Annotated in this window: 18 protein-coding genes; 9 read left to right on the top strand and 9 right to left on the bottom strand. The window is 66.2% G+C overall.

Annotated features, from left to right (window positions below; all coding sequences use genetic code 11):
* Window positions 1–33 precede the first annotated feature (33 nt).
* The 6 genes from Ga0102493_RS06460 to Ga0102493_RS06435 form a co-directional block, all read right to left on the bottom strand.
* The gene (locus Ga0102493_RS06460) at window positions 34–261 is read right to left on the bottom strand and encodes a F0F1 ATP synthase subunit C (RefSeq protein WP_027442220.1); all 228 of its coding nucleotides are present in this window, start codon (window positions 259–261) and stop codon (window positions 34–36) included.
* Between the two features lie 51 nt (window positions 262–312).
* Window positions 313–1,071 carry a F0F1 ATP synthase subunit A gene (locus Ga0102493_RS06455; protein ID WP_034905189.1) on the bottom strand — a complete coding sequence of 253 codons (759 nt, stop codon included), beginning with the start codon at window positions 1,069–1,071 and terminating at the stop codon, window positions 313–315.
* Window positions 1,072–1,122: 51 nt separating this feature from the next.
* Complete coding sequence (locus tag Ga0102493_RS06450) at window positions 1,123–1,491, bottom strand: AtpZ/AtpI family protein (RefSeq protein WP_034904881.1); 369 nt, start codon at window positions 1,489–1,491, stop codon at window positions 1,123–1,125.
* Between the two features lie 194 nt (window positions 1,492–1,685).
* Window positions 1,686–2,078, bottom strand: coding sequence for a YdbL family probable chaperone protein (locus Ga0102493_RS06445; protein ID WP_034904882.1), 393 nt, complete (start codon window positions 2,076–2,078; stop codon window positions 1,686–1,688).
* Window positions 2,079–2,110: 32 nt separating this feature from the next.
* Window positions 2,111–2,287, bottom strand: coding sequence for a YnbE family lipoprotein (locus Ga0102493_RS06440; protein WP_236922312.1), 177 nt, complete (start codon window positions 2,285–2,287; stop codon window positions 2,111–2,113).
* Between the two features lie 89 nt (window positions 2,288–2,376).
* Window positions 2,377–5,601, bottom strand: coding sequence for an intermembrane phospholipid transport protein YdbH family protein (locus Ga0102493_RS06435; RefSeq protein ID WP_034904883.1), 3,225 nt, complete (start codon window positions 5,599–5,601; stop codon window positions 2,377–2,379).
* Window positions 5,602–5,638: 37 nt separating this feature from the next.
* Between Ga0102493_RS06435 and radC the strand changes: the two genes are divergently transcribed.
* The 4 genes from radC to pyrF all read left to right on the top strand — a co-directional run bounded on the left by radC (window position 5,639) and on the right by pyrF (window position 8,998).
* Window positions 5,639–6,436: a RadC family protein gene (gene radC / locus Ga0102493_RS06430; RefSeq protein WP_081845689.1), complete on the top strand. Its 798-nt coding sequence runs from the start codon at window positions 5,639–5,641 to the stop codon at window positions 6,434–6,436.
* Between the two features lie 70 nt (window positions 6,437–6,506).
* Window positions 6,507–7,817 carry an adenylosuccinate lyase gene (gene purB / locus Ga0102493_RS06425; RefSeq protein WP_034904885.1) on the top strand — a complete coding sequence of 437 codons (1,311 nt, stop codon included), beginning with the start codon at window positions 6,507–6,509 and terminating at the stop codon, window positions 7,815–7,817.
* 93 nt (window positions 7,818–7,910) lie between these two features.
* Window positions 7,911–8,321, top strand: a complete 411-nt coding sequence (locus Ga0102493_RS06420) for a DUF1049 domain-containing protein (protein WP_051698164.1) — start codon at window positions 7,911–7,913, stop codon at window positions 8,319–8,321.
* 2 nt (window positions 8,322–8,323) lie between these two features.
* Window positions 8,324–8,998: an orotidine-5'-phosphate decarboxylase gene (gene pyrF, locus Ga0102493_RS06415; RefSeq protein ID WP_034905200.1), complete on the top strand. Its 675-nt coding sequence runs from the start codon at window positions 8,324–8,326 to the stop codon at window positions 8,996–8,998.
* Between the two features lie 22 nt (window positions 8,999–9,020).
* Here pyrF and Ga0102493_RS06410 read toward each other — a convergent pair whose 3' ends face one another.
* Window positions 9,021–9,524 (bottom strand): hypothetical protein, encoded by a 504-nt coding sequence (locus tag Ga0102493_RS06410; RefSeq protein WP_034904888.1) that lies wholly within the window; start codon window positions 9,522–9,524, stop codon window positions 9,021–9,023.
* 106 nt (window positions 9,525–9,630) lie between these two features.
* Between Ga0102493_RS06410 and Ga0102493_RS06405 the strand changes: the two genes are divergently transcribed.
* Entirely contained in the window at window positions 9,631–10,275 is a 645-nt protein-coding gene (locus tag Ga0102493_RS06405; RefSeq protein ID WP_034904889.1) for a phosphoribosylanthranilate isomerase, read from the top strand.
* Window positions 10,276–10,337: 62 nt separating this feature from the next.
* Here the strand turns inward: Ga0102493_RS06405 and Ga0102493_RS06400 are convergent, their stop codons facing one another.
* Complete coding sequence (locus Ga0102493_RS06400) at window positions 10,338–10,796, bottom strand: outer membrane protein (protein WP_161490048.1); 459 nt, start codon at window positions 10,794–10,796, stop codon at window positions 10,338–10,340.
* Between the two features lie 193 nt (window positions 10,797–10,989).
* Here Ga0102493_RS06400 and trpB point away from each other — a divergent pair, with 193 nt between their 5' ends.
* The 4 genes from trpB to Ga0102493_RS06380 all read left to right on the top strand — a co-directional run bounded on the left by trpB (window position 10,990) and on the right by Ga0102493_RS06380 (window position 15,347).
* Window positions 10,990–12,207 carry a tryptophan synthase subunit beta gene (trpB, locus tag Ga0102493_RS06395; RefSeq protein WP_034904890.1) on the top strand — a complete coding sequence of 406 codons (1,218 nt, stop codon included), beginning with the start codon at window positions 10,990–10,992 and terminating at the stop codon, window positions 12,205–12,207.
* Window positions 12,208–12,384: 177 nt separating this feature from the next.
* Complete coding sequence (gene trpA, locus Ga0102493_RS06390; RefSeq protein WP_034904891.1) at window positions 12,385–13,182, top strand: tryptophan synthase subunit alpha; 798 nt, start codon at window positions 12,385–12,387, stop codon at window positions 13,180–13,182.
* Complete coding sequence (accD, locus tag Ga0102493_RS06385) at window positions 13,179–14,030, top strand: acetyl-CoA carboxylase, carboxyltransferase subunit beta (RefSeq protein ID WP_034904892.1); 852 nt, start codon at window positions 13,179–13,181, stop codon at window positions 14,028–14,030. Before trpA ends, accD begins: the two co-directional genes overlap by 4 nt.
* A 9-nt stretch (window positions 14,031–14,039) precedes the next feature.
* The gene (locus Ga0102493_RS06380) at window positions 14,040–15,347 is read left to right on the top strand and encodes a bifunctional folylpolyglutamate synthase/dihydrofolate synthase (protein ID WP_034904897.1); all 1,308 of its coding nucleotides are present in this window, start codon (window positions 14,040–14,042) and stop codon (window positions 15,345–15,347) included.
* Here the strand turns inward: Ga0102493_RS06380 and Ga0102493_RS06375 are convergent, their stop codons facing one another.
* A complete protein-coding gene (locus Ga0102493_RS06375; protein ID WP_034904900.1) occupies window positions 15,348–17,063 on the bottom strand; it encodes an AmpG family muropeptide MFS transporter in 1,716 nt (571 codons plus the stop codon).
* Between the last annotated feature and the right edge of the window lie 61 nt (window positions 17,064–17,124).

Here is a 17,124-nt window from a genome sequence, read left to right as displayed (position 1 = left end):
TCGGCGCGATGCGCCTCGCGCCCCCGAAAGGCGTCAGGCGACGAAGATCAGGATCATCGCGACGACGAAGGCCAGGAGGCCCAGAAGTTCCGCCGCGGCGAAGCCGATGAACAGACGACCCTGCTGACCGTCGGCCGCACCCGGATTGCGCAGCGCGCTTTCGAGGAACGAACCGAAGACGTTGCCCACGCCGATCGCGGCCATACCGGCACCGATCGCTGCGAGGCCGGCGCCGACGAGCTTGGCTGCTTCTGCTTCCATTTTGAAAAACTCCTTTGGATTCAAAACTGTTTGGAGGGGAAAGGGAGTGACTTAGTGAAGGTTCTCGGCGTCGTTGATGTACAGCGACGTGAGCAGCGCGAAGACATAGGCCTGGATCCCCGCGACGAGGATTTCGAGCGCGCTGATGGCGATCATCAGAACGAAGCTCGGAATGCCGATGAATCCGCCGAAGATCGGCCCGGCATTGACGCTGTCGATCACGAAGCTGGACAGAACCTTGAGCAGGACGTGGCCCGCCATCATCGCCACGAACAGTCGCAGTGCGAGGCTGAAGGGGCGCACGAGGAAGGAAATGAGCTCGATCACCGGAATCAGCCAGATCAGCCAGAGCGGCGTGCCGTGCGGCACGAACAGCGAAAAGAAATGCAGGCCGTGCTTCCAGAAACCGACAATCAGGACGATCGAGAAGCTGAGGATCGCGAGGACACCGGTAACGGTGAAATGGCTGGTGAAGGTGAAGGGATGCACCCCGAACACGCCGATCGGCAGCAGGCCGAGCAGGTTGGCGAACAGGATGAACATGAACAGCGAGAAGATGTAGGGCACGTATTTGCGCCCCGCCTTGCCGACGTTCGCTTCGAGCATGTCGTCGATGAAGCCCGTGAAGCTTTCCACCGCCATCTGCCAGCGTCCGGGCACGAGCTCGCGCTTCATGCCGCCCGCGACGAAAGCCCATAACAGGACGACGGTGACCGCCATCCACAGCGCGGAATTGGTGAACGCGATGTTGAAGCCCGCCAGTTCCCAGCCTTCCGAGCCGAACAGGGGCTCGAGCATGAACTGCTTCATCGGATCGACTTTGCCTTCTTCGGCTGCCACGATGTCGGTCCCTGATCCCTATTATGAACCGCGCCCCGCGTCAGGCTCGTCCCCGTCCGGGTCCTCTGCCTGCATCTCGGGGCGCTTGTTCGCCGAAAGAATAATGTTCCTGAAGGCCACCACCGTCCCGAGGAACAGGCCGACCAACAGACCCCAGGGCGATGTCCCGGCGAGCGCGTCTACCGCCCAGCCGATCACACTGCCACCGATCAATCCGCCGAGCAGGTCCGCCAGTGCGCGGTTCCCGGCGCGGTAATTCGCGTCGGTCCCCTGCACCTTTGGCCGGTTGCGCTTTTCCTCGCGCTCGCGTGCGGCTTTGAGCCGCGCTTCGAGCGCGTCGATCCGCGCATCCTCGGCATTGGATTCTCGGGCGGGTTTCTCGTCGTTCATGCCTGCTTTCCTGATAGGGCCGCGAGACACGTTCTAGGAGGTGCCCGCCGAGGGCGCGGACCCCTTAGAAGGGGGCCAAACCCAAGTCAACCGTGGGACCCGTCAAGCCGGGCGATTATCTTGCGGTGCAACAAAAAACGAAACGGCGGGCAAGCGCCTGGAATGACGGACCCGCCGATGCGGGTGCGCACGGACTAGGGACATCGCGGGTCACGTTCGGGCGGCGCGCTCGTGCGGGTCTTCCATGATCCATCGGGTGCCTGGTACTTTTCCCCCGGCTCGGTCCGCGCAATCGCCTGGCACCCGGCAGTGAAGGCGAATTCCTCGATCGTCGCGTTGTTTTCCTGCGCCTTTCGCGCATAGACCGCGCGGCGCTTGATGTTGATGTCGTCGACGAGCCGCTGGAGCGCGGGCGTCGGCTGAGCGACGATGCCGAGATAGCCGTCCCTGCCCTCGCCCACCTTGCCCTCGGCACGCGCTGCGGCATAGGCCGGGTCGCGCTGGGCCATGGCCGGGGCCGCGATCCCCACCGCCAGCGCCGCGCCAGCAGCCGCCGCCAGCATTCCGCCTCGAACAAAATTGCGCATCACGTTCCTCCAAGCCGCGAACCCTCCCAAGATCAGAAGATGTCCGCATTTTCCTCGATCGTGTCAGCCGCGTCCTCGGCCAGCCGGTAGATCACTTCCTGCCGGATATTGATGTTGAGCTCGATCACGATCGGCTTGTCGGGAGCGTTCACATTGATGCACCCGCCGAGCATTATCGCGGGCAGCAAAACCGCGCAGAGCCCTCTCATCCTTTGCCCCGCCATCGCTGATCCCGCTCCCGTATCGATCGAGGCACGGGTCTTGGCAGCGGCGGCGGGTCCGGTCAATTTCGCAACTCTCATAGGGTGTCTTCGCTTTCTGGCGGTTGAACGGGTGGATCGTCGGGGCGTGTCGCATCCGGAGAGGTTTCGGGCGCTTCGCCGGGTTGCGGCGCGCGCGGCACGAAGCGGCCTTCCCCGGTGGTCAGCAGGCCGCGATCGACAGGATTGCGGATATACTCCGCGTCCCAGAACGAGCGCACCATGGTGGCGAGTTCGTGGAAGTTCTCCGAACGGACATTGATCTTGAAGCGGATCGGCAGGCGCGACAGGCGACGGGTGATGAAATTGCGGCTCGCCCCTTCGCCCTGGCGCACGCCGTCGAAAGTGAAGCGGGTGATGATCTCGCCCGCGAGGTTCCCCTCCAGCGCGACCGCCATCTGCGTGTAGTCGAGCGAGCGCAGCGCCTGGAAGGCGAAATTCGCCATAGCGCCCATGTCTTCATAGGTGAGCTCGCCGATATAGGAGACATTGCCCCCCGGCGGTCGCGATATCAGCAGACCGCCCTCGATCCGCCCATTGCCGTTGGAATCGAACACGATCGGCACCGCCCCGTCGAATGTCCCGGTGGCCGAGAGGTTGCTGAGCTCCATTTCGGCAACGAAGCGATCCGCTTCCAGCCCGACGATCTCGAACACATAGGCCTTTTCCCCCGAACTGCCGTAATCGAGTACCACGGGGCGCATGATCAGGGTGCCGCCCATGAAGGGCCAGCGCGCATCCTCGACGGAGATGACCTGCCCGTCGGTCAGTGCATAGACCACGCGCCCGCCCAACACCTCGACGCCGGGGTTGATCGTATCTATCGTGACGACCTGCCCGGGCGCGGTGGTGAGCGCGAGGAGGTCGGTGAAGACGATCTCCCCAGCAAGCCCGGTGAGAGGGCCGAAAGCTGCGGCAAGATCGATGCCGTCGGTGGAGAAACGGCCCGAACTCGTCACTTCCTCGCCGTCCCATTCGATCAAGCCTTCGCCGCGCACCGTTCCCTCGACCTCGGCGACCACGCCCTTGGCGAGATAGGTCAGGTCTTCCGGCGCGAGCGCGTCGCCGAACACGACACCGGGCACGTTCAGGACGGCCCGGCCCCTTGCGGCGGCGAGATCGTGGCGAATCGCGACGTTCGTGACGATTGCGTCGGAGGCGGGATTGCGCAGATCGGCTTCGGCGCGGATCGCATTGTTCTCGAGTGTCAGCACCGCATCGCGAGCGATCAGCGGTTCGAAGCGCGCTTCGCCATCGATGCGTTCGGACAGAACAAACGCCCCGCGCTCGACGACCAGCGCGCCATCCTGATACCGCCAGCTTCCGCCGAGCGCCGCAAGGTCGAGCGGGACAGCGTCCAGCGCCGCCGTTCCCCCTGCGAATTCGCCCGACAACGTGTCACCGATGTTTCCGGTCACAGTGGCGGCGGCAAGGCGCACCGCGGCGTCGTCCTCGCCGAGAGTGACATCGAGACCGTCAAGCGCGAAGCCGCCCGGATAGCCAAGCCGCGCACGGCCTGCCGCAAGGCGCAGTCGGGTCTCGCCGAGATTGCCGTTGAGATCGAGTTCCTCGGCGGCAATCGCGACGCGCAGGTCTTCATCGTAAACGATCATGGCGCGGGCTTCGTCAGGGCACAGCGTAAGACGCTCCGGCCCGAGTGCGAGGTCGTAATAGGACAGGCCCTCGAACCGCGCCTCGGTGCAGCGCGGGCCGAGCGCGAGGCCGCGCGTGCCTGTCCAGTTTCCGACAATCGGAAGGCTGAGCGAATCGACGGCTCCGCCCGGGATCGGCCCGCTCGCCTCGGCCAGTCCGGCAAAGGCGAGGCCGCCCGAAGTCTGGCGCAGTTCCATGCGCGGCACGGCGATCCTCGCGGTTCCAGATTGGGAACGGGCTTCGTAAGGCGCCATGGCAAGGCGAAAGACCAGTTCGCCGGCCCTTCCGCCTGCCCCGCCCGACTGCTCCATCCGCCCGCTGATCCGCGGCAGGCCCGCCCCTCCCGTCATCAAATTGCCGCGCAGCGCGCCGTCGGCCCAGCTGACACGCGAGGCGGCGAATATCGTCTCGCCCGCCCCGCTCGCAAGCCGCGCTTCGGGCAGGACCAGCGACAGTCCTTCCCCGTCCTGCCGCACGGTGAGGTCGGCGCGCAGTGTCCCGTCCTCCATCGCGGCCTCGAAATTGCGCGCGAACCGGGCGAGCAGCGGGGCCAGGAGCGTGCCTTCGAACGCATCCCCGAGCGCGGCGAGCCCGGCCCCTTCGAGCGCGGCGAGTGCGATTCCCCCGCCCGCGATCTGCGCGTCCCATTCGCTACGCGCAAAGCCATCGACGCTGCGCACCGCGCCGTCCGCGCGGATTTCGGCGAAGCGGGCGAATCCGAGATCGACATTGCCGAGACCGAGATCGTGGCGCAGGTTGAAGACGCCGTCCGACCAGCCGACCCGTCCGCTTCCGGAAACCGTCGCCGCCGCGATCCCGCTGCCCGAAAGTCCCCGGGCGGCGAGGTCGAACCCCCCGTCCAGCGCGTCGAGCGCACGCGGCAGCGAAAGCCGCGCGGCGATGTCGGCGCCTGCGAGCGCGGCTCCGCCGCATTCGAGCCCGCGCACCCGGATCGGGCCGACAAAGGACGGCGCACCCGCCTTCGTTGTGACCTCGCCATAGAGGGTCGCCCGCTCCGCCCGGCATTCCCCGGTGCCGATCCCCGGCGCTGTCGCGGCGATCGTGCCGGCGAAACCGTCATCGAGCCGGCCGGAGCCCTGCGCCCTGATCCCGATCGGCCCATAATCGCTCTTTATCAGCGCGCGCGCGTCGACCAGTTCGAGGTCCAGTGCGGGCAGGCCCGGCTCACCCTCGCCCGGCTCCAGCAGCGGGTCGAGCGCGCCGAGGCTGACCGTGCCGTCCCTGAACGTGCCGTAAAGCCGCGGGCGCACCAGCCTCACCTCGCCGATCGCGGGCAGGCCGAAGGAATAATCGATCGCGACGACCGCGCGCTCGATCACGAGGTCGGGCCGCTGCGGATCGCCGACGACGATATCGGCAAGCACCTGTCGCTGCGGGCCGATTTCCACGATCTCGTAGCTTGCCGGGATGTCGTATTCCTCGAGCAGATCCTCGATGACGATGCCGGCGATGTCCTCGCGCGTGAACCAACCAGCGGCGAGCGCGATCAGGAGCGCGATCAGCACGCCCACGGCGATCCGCAGCCCCCACCGCGCGGGCCGGGCGCCTTCGGAATCGCCGGGGGAGCCTGTTTCGGGCGCGCTTGCCATCGTCCCGCCCACTTGCGCCACAAGCGCGGCAAAGGCAATGAAGCAGGAGCGACTTGGGCGCGCGAGGGACGTGTCGAACAGCGACGACAGCTTCGATTTCGGCGAGGAAGGCAGGATCGTGCCCTTTCCGGGCCGCGGCGCGTCCGCCCGATCGGATGCGGGCAGCCATGCCGGTGCCGGCCACCGCGCCCGCCTGCGCGAGCGACTGCTCAAAGGCGGGGCAGAAGCGCTCGCCGATTACGAAGTGCTCGAATACCTCCTGTTCGCGGGCATGCGGCAAGGCGACACGAAACCTGTGGCGAAGGAATTGCTGAAGACGTTCGGCTCGCTCTCGGCGGTGCTCAATGCCGATCCCAAGGCGCTGCAGCGCGTGAAAGGCGTCGGCGAGACAAGCGCCGCCGCGCTCAAATCGGTCGCCATTGCCGCCCGCCGCATGGCGCGCAGCGAAGTCGCCGACAAGCCTGTCCTTGGCAGCTGGCAGGCGCTGATCGACTATCTCGCCATCGACATGGCGCACCTCACGGTCGAGCGTGTGCGCGTGCTCTATCTCGACACCAAGAACCGGCTGATCGACGATCACCACCTTGCCGACGGGACGATCGACGAGGCGAGCCTGCACCCGCGCGAAGTGATCCGCCGGGCGATGGACGTTGGCGCGAGCGCGCTGATTCTCGTCCACAATCATCCCAGCGGCAATCCGGAACCGAGCCGCGCCGATATCGATATAACCCGCCGCATCGCCGAAGCCGGGCGATTGCTGGGCGTCACCGTTCATGATCACGTCGTGGTCGGGCGCGAAGGCCATGTCTCGCTGCGCGCCAAGGGGCTTATCTAGGCGGGGCTTGATTGAATCGGGCGCGCGGCCTAGCCGCCCCTCATCCTTCCCTTGTCCCGGAGCCCGCCCCATGGTCCCCCGCTACGCTCGCCCCGCCATGACTGCCCTGTGGGAGCCGGAGGCGAAATACCGCATCTGGTTCGAGATCGAGGCGCACGCGACCGAGAAGCTGGGCGAACTGGGCGTCGTCCCGAAATCCGCCGCCAAGGCGCTGTGGGACTGGTGGGCGACCCAGCCCGAAATCGACGTCGCCGCGATCGACGCGATCGAGGCGGTGACCAAGCACGACGTCATCGCCTTTCTCACCTGGGTGGCGGAGCAGGTGGGCGACGAGGCGCGCTTCATGCACCAGGGCATGACAAGCTCCGACGTGCTCGACACGACGCTCGCGGTGCAGCTCGCCCGGGCCACCGACATCCTGCTCGCGGACATGGACGCCCTGCTCGCAGCGCTGAAGACCCGCGCCGAGGAACAAAAGTACACGCCGACGATCGGCCGCAGCCACGGCATCCATGCCGAGCCGGTCACCTTCGGCCTGAAACTGGCGCAGGCCTATGCCGAGTTCGACCGCTGCAGGCAGCGCCTTGTCGCCGCCCGGGAGGAAATCGCCACCTGCGCCATCAGCGGCGCGGTCGGGACCTTTGCCAATATCGATCCGGCGGTCGAAGCCCATGTCGCCGAAAAGCTCGGCCTCACCCCCGAGCCGATCAGCACGCAGGTGATCCCGCGCGACCGCCACGCAATGTATTTCGCGACGCTGGCCGTGATCGCGGGCAGCATCGAGCGGCTGTCGGTCGAAATCCGCCACCTCCAGCGCACCGAGGTGCTCGAGGCGGAGGAGTATTTCTCGCCCGGCCAGAAAGGCTCGTCGGCGATGCCTCACAAGCGCAATCCGATCCTGACCGAAAACCTCACCGGACAGGCGCGCATGATCCGCGCCTATGCCCTGCCCGCGCTCGAGAACGTCGCGCTGTGGCACGAACGGGACATCTCGCATTCCTCGGTCGAACGCTTCATCGGTCCCGACGCAACGATCACACTCGATTTCGCGCTCGCGCGGTTGACCGGCGTGGTCGAAAAGCTGCTCGTTTATCCCGAGCGGATGCAGAAGAACCTCGATGCGATGGGCGGTCTCGTCCATTCGCAGCGCGTGCTGCTCGCGCTCACGCAGGCCGGGGTGAGCCGCGAGGACGCCTATGCGATCGTGCAGCGCAACGCCATGAAAGTGTGGGAATCGGCCGGAACGCTCTCCCTGCTCGACCTGCTCAAGGCCGACGGGCAGGTGACGGCTGCCCTCTCCGAGGATGAGCTCGAGGAGAAGTTCGACCTCGATTATCACTTCAGGCAGGTCGACACGATCTTCGCGCGGGTGTTCGGCTAGGCCTCTTCGGATGAAGCGGCAGGCGGGGCTGGACCTCGCCGCCAGATCGCCTAGGCTCCACCACGCAGCGCAACAGGAGAGGACATAGGCCGCATGCAGATCGTGAGAACCATCGCCTGGGTGCTGATCCTGTTCGCGATCCTGGCCTTCTCCTTTTTCAACTGGGAGCCGGTCGAGGTCACGTTGTGGGACAATCTCGTGCTCGAGACGAAGGTCCCCGCGCTCGTCATCGTCGCCTTCCTGCTCGGCCTGGTGCCGATGTGGCTCTATCACCGCAGCGTGAAATGGAGCCTCCAGCGGCGCATCCGGAGCCTCGAGAACTCGATCAAGTCGAACGCGCTTTCGCGTCGGCACGAACCCCATCAGGAGGACGAGCGCGCGCCCGGCTCCGCGGCTGCGCCTTCCCCGGCTGCGGCATCGAAAAATGTGGACAGCACGCCGGCGAGCGGCGACACGCTGACGCCGACGGGGCGTGATCCTGCCTCGGGCAATCCCTCGGAGTGAATGTGAGCAACCCGGTCTATCTAGCCCTCGATGTTCCCCAGATCGAGCCGGCCAAGGCGCTGCTGTCCAAGGTCAAGGCGCATATCGGAGGGGTCAAGCTCGGCCTCGAATTCTTCTGCGCCCATGGCGCGCACGGCGTCCACGAGATCGCCCATATGGGCCTGCCGATCTTCCTCGACCTGAAATTTCACGACATCCCCAACACCGTCGCCGCCGCGATGCAAGCGATCCATGTCTACGAACCCGCCATCGTCACCGTCCATGCATCGGGCGGGCGCGCGATGATGGAGGACGCGAAGGCCGCCGCCGCCGAAGGGTGCAAGGTGGTGGGCGTGACCATGCTCACCAGCCTCGACACGAACGATCTTGCCAAGACCGGCATCTACGGCAGCGAGGAGACGCAGGTCATGCGCCTTGCCGAACTCGCGCACGAGGCGGGCCTCGACGGGATCGTGTGTTCGGGCCACGAGGTCAGCCGCGTGAGAAAGGCGTGGAAGGATGGCTTCTTCGTCGTGCCCGGCCTGCGCCTGCCCGGCAGCGGGACCGGGGACCAGAAACGCGTCGTCACCCCGCGCGCGGCGCGCGATGCGGGGGCGAGCGTGCTGGTAATCGGCCGCCCGATCAGCCGCGCAGAGGATCCCGAGGCGGCGGCACGGGCGATCGAGGCGACGCTGTAGGACGCGCGGCAGAGTTTCCCGTTCATTCGCCGGATCGTTCGGGAACGACCCTGCGTTCGGGTGGGTCGGGCCGTTCGCGCGGGTCCACTTCCGAAAGCATCCGCATTTCCTCCGGGCTCAGCATCAGGCGCGGCGAATTAACCGTCCAGCCGACCAGTTCCATGTCCTCGCCTGTGCCGTGGAAAACGAAGATCTCGGTCCCCGCACCCTGTTCGAACTGGGTCTCCATCGTGATGGTCGTGATGTTGAGCCCGTTCTTGAACTGGGAGTTGAAGCCGGTCCGCTCGCTTGATTCGATCCGCCCCAGACGGCCGGAGAAAAGTGCGACAAGGCCATCCATCTGTTCACGCGTCGTCGCCGTGCGGAAATCCTCGCCCGTCATGCGATAGAGCACGCCGGCATCGCCGTCATTGTAGCGCGCCTGGAAGGCCTCGATCTTCTCCTCGGCGGTACCAAGCTGTTCCATCGGATTGCAGGCTGCGATGACGAGTACCGCCAGAACCATCAAGAAGTTGCGGAATTTCATGGGTCTGCGTCCTTCCCTCTGAGACGGCGAGATTGCCGCGCCCTGCAAAAGCAATCAAGCAATTCGCCCTTCACGCGCGTTCGCGCTGGGCCTAGAGCGGCTTGCGATGACGAGAGAGATAAAGATCTGCGGGCTCTCAACCCCCGAGACCGTCGCCGCCGCGGTGAAGGCGGGCGCGAGCCATGTCGGCTTCGTCCATTTCGAGCCGAGCCCGCGCCATGTGAGCCTGAAGGAGGCGGCGAGCCTGCGCGCGGACCTGCCGGGCGGCGTCAAGGCGGTGCTGCTGCTCGTCAATGCCGATATCGAGACGACCGCGACGGCAGTCGAGCTGGTGCGCCCCGACGTGATCCAGTTCCATGGGTCCGAAACGCCCGAATGGATCGCCCTCGTGCGCGAGAAGACCGGCGTCGAGGCATGGCGCGCTATCGGCGTGCGCAGCGCGGAAACGCTCTCGAAATCCGCTCGCTACAGGGGCGCGGTCGACCGCCTCCTGTTCGATGCGCCCCCGCCCGAGGCGAGCGCCTTGCCCGGCGGCAACGGCGTCGGTTTCGACTGGCGGCTGCTCGCGAGCCATGACCACGCCGTTTCCTGGGGTCTTGCAGGCGGCCTCGACCCGGACAATGTCGCCGAAGCGATCCGTGCGACCGGAGCGCCGCTGGTCGATGCTTCCTCCGGCCTCGAAAGCGCGCCCGGCGTGAAGGACCCGGCCAGGATCGCCGCCTTCTGCGAGGCGGCGCGCACCGCCGGATAATGCCGGTTCGCCGTGCATGAGGGGGCGGGCGAACGCTGAGAGCCCACCCGCCCCGGCATTGGTCAGAACTTCAGCCCGACACCCGCGACGAAGCTGTCCGCGTCGTCGAAATCGGAGAAGAAGTGGCGGTATTCGCCCTTGAGGTACACTCGCTCGGTCAGGTTGTATTCGAGACCGCCGCCGAGATGCGGCACATCCTCGCCTTCGCCGACCGTATACCCGCCCGCGAGGAACAGCTTGGCGCTTTTCGAAAGATGCGCGCCGACGCGGCCGGTCAAGCCGACATAGATGTCGCTGTCGTCGACCAGCACCTTGTCCGCCGATACCTCGGCGCCGACGAACAACGTGTCGTTGAGATCGAAATCATAGCCGGCCGCGATCCCTGCGGTGGCTTCCTCGGTATCGGCGACCGAGATGATGCCGCCGCGCACTTCGACGCGGGCTTCGTCGGCAAAGGCGGGAGAGGCCGCCAGCGCCACTGCGGCAACCATCGCGCCGCCGGTAGTCCTGAGCATTTTCATTGTCATCGTCCTCCAGGGACCCCGGGCCTGCTGCCCGTGTTGTCCCGGCGCGCCGACTAGCTCCGGCGCCCTCGCGGCAAATCGCCAAGTCGACAAACCGCCTCGCCGAAACGAGCAATGCCGCCCACCCGCCGACGCCGAACGACGAACGGCATCTGGACAGCGCTTTGCACCTCTGCCAACGCCGGATGCGATGAACGACGCAATCCCAAATTCCTTCCGCACGCTCCCCGACGAACGCGGCCATTTCGGCGATTATGGCGGGCGCTATGTCGCCGAAACGCTGATGCCGCTCGTGCTCGATCTGGAGCGAGAGTACCGCAAGGCGCAGGCCGATCCCGAATTCGCCGCCGAATTCGACGATCTGATGAAACACTATGTCGGCCGCCCCTCCCCGCTCTATTTCGCCGAGCGGCTGACCGAGGCGCTCGGCGGAGCGCAGGTGTGGTTCAAGCGGGACGAGCTCAACCACACCGGCGCGCACAAGATCAACAATTGCATCGGCCAGATCCTGCTTGCCCGCCGCATGGGCAAGACCCGCATCATCGCGGAGACCGGCGCGGGCCAGCACGGCGTCGCCACCGCGACCGTCTGCGCGCGTTTCGGCCTCCCTTGCGTCATCTACATGGGCGCCGAGGACGTGCGGCGGCAATCTCCCAATGTCTTCCGCATGAAGCTCTTGGGCGCCGAAGTCGTCCCCGTCACCAGCGGGCGCGGGACATTGAAGGACGCGATGAACGAAGGGCTGCGCGACTGGGTCGCGAACGTCCACGACACCTTCTACATCATCGGCACGGCGGCAGGCCCGCATCCCTACCCTGAGATGGTCCGCAACTTCCAGAGCGTGATCGGGACCGAGGCGCGCGCGCAGATGCTCGATCGCGTCGGGCGCCTCCCCGATCTCCTCGTCGCCTGCATCGGCGGCGGGTCGAACGCGCTGGGGCTGTTCCATCCCTTCCTCGACGATGCCGAAGTGGCGATGCTCGGCGTGGAAGCGGCGGGCCACGGGCTCGACGGTGACGAACACGCCGCATCGCTCCTCGGCGGCGCACCGGGCGTGCTTCACGGCAACAAGACCTACCTCCTGCAGGACGAGGACGGCCAGATCACCGAGGGCCACTCGATCAGCGCAGGGCTAGACTATCCCGGCATCGGGCCGGAGCACGCCTGGCTCAAGGAATCGGGCCGCGTCGAATACACCGCAATCACCGACGAGGAGGCGATCGAAGGCTTCCAGCTGCTCTGCCGCACCGAAGGTATCATCCCGGCGCTCGAACCATCGCACGCAATCGCGGCGGTGGCGGAGCGGGCGAAACAGATGGACCGCGATAAGATCATCCTCATGAATCTGTGCGGCAGGGGCGACAAGGACATCTTCACCGTCGCGGAAAAGCTGGGAGTGGAGATGTGACACGGTCGCGACGATTTGGGTTCGTCTTCTGCGGCTGCGCTGTCGGTCTTGTCGCCGCTACGCTTGTCGCGAGTTGGCAGAGCAGCGAAGCTCCCGCGTTTTCGGGAAATGGTCTCGCTATCCTGACCGGCGCAGCCCTCGGCAGCGCAGCGGGAGCATTTCTTGGAAGGCGCGCAAATGACTGATCGCCTCTCCACCGCCTTCGCCAAGCCCCACGCCGCCTTCGTCGCCTTCATCACCGCAGGCGACGGGGACACCGCCGCCAATCTCGACGCGCTCGCGCGCGGCGGCGCGGACGTGATCGAGCTGGGGATGCCCTTCACCGATCCGATGGCCGATGGACCCGCTATCCAGAACGCCAATCTGCGCTCGCTCGGCGCGGGGACCACGACCGCCGACGTGCTGCGCATGGCCACCGACTTCCGCGAGCGGCATCCCGACATCCCGCTCGTCCTGATGGGCTATGCCAACCCGATGATCCGGCGCGGGCCGGAATGGTTCGCCGACCAGTGCGCGAGCGCAGGCATCGACGGGGTCATCTGCGTCGACATTCCGCCCGAGGAGGACGAGGCGCTAGGCCCCGCCCTGCGCGGGCGCGGCATCGCCCCCATCCGCCTCGCCACCCCCACCACCGACGCCGCGCGCCTGCCGCGCGTGCTCGAGGGCTCGGAAGGCTTCGTCTACTACGTCTCGGTCGCCGGGATCACGGGCAAGCAGCAGGCTGCTGTCGACTCCATCGAAGCGAACGTCGCGCGGATCAAGCAGTCCACCGACCTGCCCGTCGCGGTCGGCTTCGGCGTGCGCACGCCCGAGCAGGCCGCCGACATTGCCAAAGTTGCGGACGGCGTCGTGGTCGGCTCGGCCTTCGTCGATCTCGTCGGCGAATTTGGCAAGTACGCGCCCAAACGGCTAGAGGAGCTCACTTCGGCAATGGTGGGCGCGATCAGATCCGCGCGCGAGAGGCAAGAGACATGAACTGGTTCACCCGCGTCCGCAATTCCCTTGGCTTCGGCTCGGAAAAGAAAAGCACCGAGAAGGACCTGTGGATCAAGTGCAAGTCCTGTCAGGAAATGCTCTTCTTTCAGGAATTTGAGGAGAACCTGTCGGTTTGCCCGCGCTGCGACCATCACGGGCGGATCGGGGCCGATGCGCGGCTGGAATTGCTGCTCGATCCGGGCTTTGAAGTGTTGCCCCTGCCAAGGGTTACCGAAGACCCGCTCAAGTTCCGCGATACCAAGAAATACACCGACCGGTTGAAGGCCGCGCGGGCGGCGAACCCGCACGAGGATGCCTTCGTCGTCGGTTCGGGCACGATCGAGGAACGGCCCGCCGTCGTCGGCGTGCAGGATTTCGCCTTCATGGGGGGATCGATGGGCATGGCCGTCGGGCAGGCTTTCGTCGAAGGCGCGGAAAAGGCGATCGAGCGGCGCTGCGCCTATGTCGTCGTGACGGCAGCGGGCGGCGCGCGGATGCAGGAGGGGATCCTCTCCCTGATGCAGATGCCGCGCGCGACCGTGATGACGCGCCGGCTCAAACAGGCCGGCCTTCCCTATATCGTCGTCCTGACCGATCCCACGACCGGCGGTGTCACCGCGAGCTATGCCATGCTCGGCGACGTGCAGATCGCCGAACCCGGCGCGCTGATCGGTTTCGCGGGCCAGCGCGTCATCCAAGACACGATCCGCGAGCAATTGCCCGAAGGTTTCCAGCGCGCGGAATATCTTTTGAAGCACGGCATGGTCGACATGGTGGTGCATCGCCGCGACCTGAAGGCGACGCTGGCGAACGTGCTCGACTATCTCCAGCCGGTGAAGGCGGCGTAAGGCAACACGATGCTCGATTTCGGGCTCGATTTCGGGCGGTCGGACGATCCGGGCGTTCAGTCCCAGCTCGACCGACTCGCCCGGCTGAGCGTCCCGCAGGGGCGATTGGGGCTCGACACGATCCGCGCCCTGATGGACCGGCTGGGCAATCCGCACCGCGCCCTGCCCCCCGTTTTCCATGTCGCCGGGACCAACGGCAAGGGATCGGCCTGCGCCTTCCTGAGGGCGATGCTGGAGGCGCAGGGACAGCGCGTCCACCTCACCACCTCGCCCCACCTCGTGCGCTACAATGAACGCATCAGGCTTGACGGAAAGCTGATCGGCGACGCCGAACTCGCCGCCCTGCTCGCCGAAGTGCTGGATGCGGGCGAGGACCTGCATCCGAGTTTCTTCGAAGTGACCATCGCCGCCGCCTTTGTCGCCTTCGCGCGCGCGCCCGCCGATGCCTGCGTGGTCGAGGTCGGGCTCGGCGGGCGATTCGATGCGACGAACGTGCTGGAACCGGACGTGCTCGCCGCCTGCGGGATCGCCGCGCTCGGGCTGGATCACGAACGCTTCCTGCTCGCCCCGGAGGACGGGACGCCACGGGAACCCATGGCGCGGATCGGGTTCGAAAAGGCGGGCATTGCAAAGGCGGGCGTGCCGCTCATCACGCTGCGCCACGATGCCCTGCCCGCAGGCGCGGTTGCGGCGCAGGCGGAGCGTTTCGGCGCGCCGCTTTTCGCAGAGGGTACCGCGTGGGAAGCGCGCGAGGAGGACGGGCGGCTGGTCTATCGGGACGGCGCAGGCACGCTCGACCTGCCGCGCCCCGCTTTGGCCGGCGCGCACCAGATCGAGAATGCGGGCCTTGCCATCGCCATGCTGCGCCACCAGCGCAGTATCGCAATATCCAGCGAAGCGATCGAAGCCGGCCTCGCGAGCGCGAACTGGCCCGCGCGGCTTCAGCGACTGGCGCCCGGCCCGCTGGTGGGTACGCGCCAGACATGGCTCGACGGGGGTCACAACCCGAGCGCGGGGGCGATGCTGGGCGCGCATTTCGCGGGGAGCCGCGTCCATCTCGTGCTCGGAATGCTTGCGAACAAGAACCCGCTGGCGCTGGTCGAACCACTTCGCGACAGCATCGCCTCGCTCACCGCCGTCCCGGTGCCGGGGCACGAGGCGCACCCGCCGCAGGCTTTCGGCCCGCGCGCCAAGGCCGCGAACGACCTTGCCCATGCGATGGAAGCGATCCCCGATGACGGGCTGCCGGTGCTGATTGCGGGGTCGCTCTATCTGGCGGGCGAGGCGCTCAGGCTCAACGGCGAATTGCCCGACTGATCACTCGGCGGGCTGCGCCTCGGGCGTGACCACGCCGCTTGCCCCCTTGAGACGCGATTGCCGCCACCATTCGGCAAGGCACAGCACGACAGCGACGAGTCCGATGAAGGTCGTCAGCACGAAAACGTCGAAATAGCCGCGATCCTCGATCATCTCGCCCAGCGCGCCGCGCCCGAGCGTGCCGACCAGCAGTGTGAGCGAGGACAGCAGCGCGTATTGCACCGCGCTGTAGCGTTTCGACACTATCGAGGAGAGGTAGGCGACGAAGGCCGCCCCGGCGAGCCCGATCGCGAGATTCTCGAAGAAGATCGTGAAAGTGAGCTTGGCAAGGTTCGCGCTGCCGATCACCGGGACCTGCGAAATCGCCCACGAAAAGCCGACCGCATCGCTCACCATCTGCATGTTCGCGCCGCCGACGGCGAGATCGGCGTAAAGCAGGTTGGTTAGCGCGGCGAGCAGTGCGCCGATCGTCAGCGTTGCCATGCGCCCGATCAAGGTCAGCATGAAGCCGCCCACCGCGAGCCCCGCAAGGATCGCGAAGACTCCGAAGAATTTCGAGGCGAAGGCGACCTCGTCGTTCGAATATTCGAGTTCGCCGAGGTAGAACGGATAGGCGAACGTCCCCCAGATCTGGTCGCATATGCGGTAGGTCAGGACGAGCGCGAGGATCAAAACGAGGCTCCATCCCATCCGCCCGACGAATTCGACCAGCGGCAGGACGAGCGCACGGTAGAGGTGGTCCATCACGAATCCGCCGCCCTGCGAAGGCGGCTCGTCGCTTGTCAGCAGGTTCTTGCCGTCGCGCTTCTGTGCGGCGAGCCAGCCGGCGATGAGCGCGGGGACGACCACGGTCGCAATGATGATCCAGGGGCCGAAATTGAGAGTGAACTCGGTCGGATTGGGACGCTCCTCGGGCGGAAAGGCGAGCGACATGATCATGAAGGTCAGCACCACCGCGATCGCGCCTGCCCACAGCAGCGCGACCACGCCTAGAGCGCGCGCGCGGATTTCGGGCCGCAATTCGCCGGTCTTGCGCAGGGCGAGCAATTGTTCGTCCGCTTCTTCGTCGACCTCGCCCTTGCCCGAAGGCGTGTCCGGCGCGAACAGGCCGACCGAGCCGATGGCAAGCAGGATCGCACCCATCAAGGCATAGGTTTCCGGCCAGCCGATCCGCGCCGCGATGATGAGCCCGAAAGCCCCGCCGACCAGCGCGGCCAGCCGGTAGCCGAGCTGGTAGACGGTCGAAAGGATGTCGAGCGTCGCCTTTTCGTCGGCCACGTCGATCCGCCAGGCATTGATCGCGATGTCCTGCGTCGCCGATGCGAATGCCCCGATGCCTGCCAGCAGTGAGAACCAGCCAAGCTGGGTTCGCGGTTCGAGCAGCGACAGCGTCACGAGGATCGCGCCGAGCAGCAATTGTGCCGGGACCATCCATTGCTTGCGCCGCCCCAACCGGTGGAATCCGGCGATATTGACCTTGTCGATCAGCGGCGACCACAGGAACTGGAAGGCATAGGCAAGCCCGATCAGCGAAAACACGCCCATCGTCTCGAGATCGACCTCGGCTTCGGACAGCCAGGCGTAGAGCGTGCCGAGAAACAGCGCGAACGGCAGGCCGCTGGCAAAGCCGAACAGGGCCATGTAGCCCGTCTTGGGCTGGCCCATCGCCCGCACCAGTTCACGCCAGCCGGGTTTTTTGCCCGTCGCTTCAGCCATTTGCCTTCAATCCGCTATTCGCCATGCTTGTCGTGATCCCCGATTTCCTCCACCATTAGGG

Source organism: Erythrobacter litoralis, assembly GCF_001719165.1.
Lineage (GTDB): Bacteria > Pseudomonadota > Alphaproteobacteria > Sphingomonadales > Sphingomonadaceae > Erythrobacter > Erythrobacter litoralis.
The sequence above is the reverse complement of the archived record's forward strand: the minus strand, read 5'-3'. Positions and strand labels throughout refer to the sequence as shown.

What these genes read in the sequence shown, in the direction of transcription:
- trpB (WP_034904890.1), top strand. Translation starts at nt 10,990, where the DNA reads ATGAACGACGCAATCCCAAATTCCTTCCGCACGCTCCCCGACGAACGC.
- Ga0102493_RS06410 (WP_034904888.1), bottom strand. Translation starts at nt 9,524, where the DNA reads ATGAAATTCCGCAACTTCTTGATGGTTCTGGCGGTACTCGTCATCGCA.
- purB (WP_034904885.1), top strand. Translation starts at nt 6,507, where the DNA reads ATGGTCCCCCGCTACGCTCGCCCCGCCATGACTGCCCTGTGGGAGCCG.
- Ga0102493_RS06455 (WP_034905189.1), bottom strand. Translation starts at nt 1,071, where the DNA reads ATGAAGCAGTTCATGCTCGAGCCCCTGTTCGGCTCGGAAGGCTGGGAA.
- Ga0102493_RS06375 (WP_034904900.1), bottom strand. Translation starts at nt 17,063, where the DNA reads ATGGCTGAAGCGACGGGCAAAAAACCCGGCTGGCGTGAACTGGTGCGG.
- accD (WP_034904892.1), top strand. Translation starts at nt 13,179, where the DNA reads ATGAACTGGTTCACCCGCGTCCGCAATTCCCTTGGCTTCGGCTCGGAA.
- Ga0102493_RS06435 (WP_034904883.1), bottom strand. Translation starts at nt 5,601, where the DNA reads ATGGCAAGCGCGCCCGAAACAGGCTCCCCCGGCGATTCCGAAGGCGCC.
- Ga0102493_RS06405 (WP_034904889.1), top strand. Translation starts at nt 9,631, where the DNA reads ATGACGAGAGAGATAAAGATCTGCGGGCTCTCAACCCCCGAGACCGTC.
- Ga0102493_RS06420 (WP_051698164.1), top strand. Translation starts at nt 7,911, where the DNA reads ATGCAGATCGTGAGAACCATCGCCTGGGTGCTGATCCTGTTCGCGATC.
- Ga0102493_RS06380 (WP_034904897.1), top strand. Translation starts at nt 14,040, where the DNA reads ATGCTCGATTTCGGGCTCGATTTCGGGCGGTCGGACGATCCGGGCGTT.
- Ga0102493_RS06400 (WP_161490048.1), bottom strand. Translation starts at nt 10,796, where the DNA reads ATGAAAATGCTCAGGACTACCGGCGGCGCGATGGTTGCCGCAGTGGCG.
- Ga0102493_RS06445 (WP_034904882.1), bottom strand. Translation starts at nt 2,078, where the DNA reads ATGCGCAATTTTGTTCGAGGCGGAATGCTGGCGGCGGCTGCTGGCGCG.
- Ga0102493_RS06460 (WP_027442220.1), bottom strand. Translation starts at nt 261, where the DNA reads ATGGAAGCAGAAGCAGCCAAGCTCGTCGGCGCCGGCCTCGCAGCGATC.
- trpA (WP_034904891.1), top strand. Translation starts at nt 12,385, where the DNA reads ATGACTGATCGCCTCTCCACCGCCTTCGCCAAGCCCCACGCCGCCTTC.
- Ga0102493_RS06450 (WP_034904881.1), bottom strand. Translation starts at nt 1,491, where the DNA reads ATGAACGACGAGAAACCCGCCCGAGAATCCAATGCCGAGGATGCGCGG.
- Ga0102493_RS06440 (WP_236922312.1), bottom strand. Translation starts at nt 2,287, where the DNA reads ATGAGAGGGCTCTGCGCGGTTTTGCTGCCCGCGATAATGCTCGGCGGG.
- radC (WP_081845689.1), top strand. Translation starts at nt 5,639, where the DNA reads ATGAAGCAGGAGCGACTTGGGCGCGCGAGGGACGTGTCGAACAGCGAC.